This window comes from Escherichia sp. AM3 (assembly GCF_032029835.1).
GTDB classification, from domain to species: Bacteria; Pseudomonadota; Gammaproteobacteria; order Enterobacterales; family Enterobacteriaceae; genus Escherichia; species Escherichia coli.
This window is the reverse complement of the sequence record NZ_JAVUPQ010001084.1, coordinates 1-259: the sequence shown is the minus strand read 5'-3', so window position 1 is coordinate 259 and position 259 is coordinate 1. Positions and strand designations below refer to the sequence as shown.

1 protein-coding gene is annotated in these 259 nt (G+C 56.4%); it reads left to right on the top strand.

The annotated features are described in order from the left end of the window. Positions 1-259: glycyl radical enzyme domain-containing protein (locus tag RTW80_RS29810; protein ID WP_312721754.1), on the top strand; the 259-nt coding region annotated here is incomplete at both ends.

Here is a 259-nt window from a genome sequence, read left to right as displayed (position 1 = left end):
CCTGTCACCCGAGCCATCCTTCGCGCGGATGCCGAACTGAAGCAGGTTGCGCCGAACCTGACCTTTATCTACGACCCGGATGTAACCCCCGGCGATCTGCTGCTGAGCGTGGCGGAAAACATTTGTGAATGTAGTAAACCGCATATTTCTAATGGCCCGGTGAATGATAAAATTTTCACAAAAGGTCGCTATGGCGTGGTGAGCTGTTACAACTCCCTGCCGCTGGCGGGCGGCGGCAGCACGCTGGTGCGCCTTAACC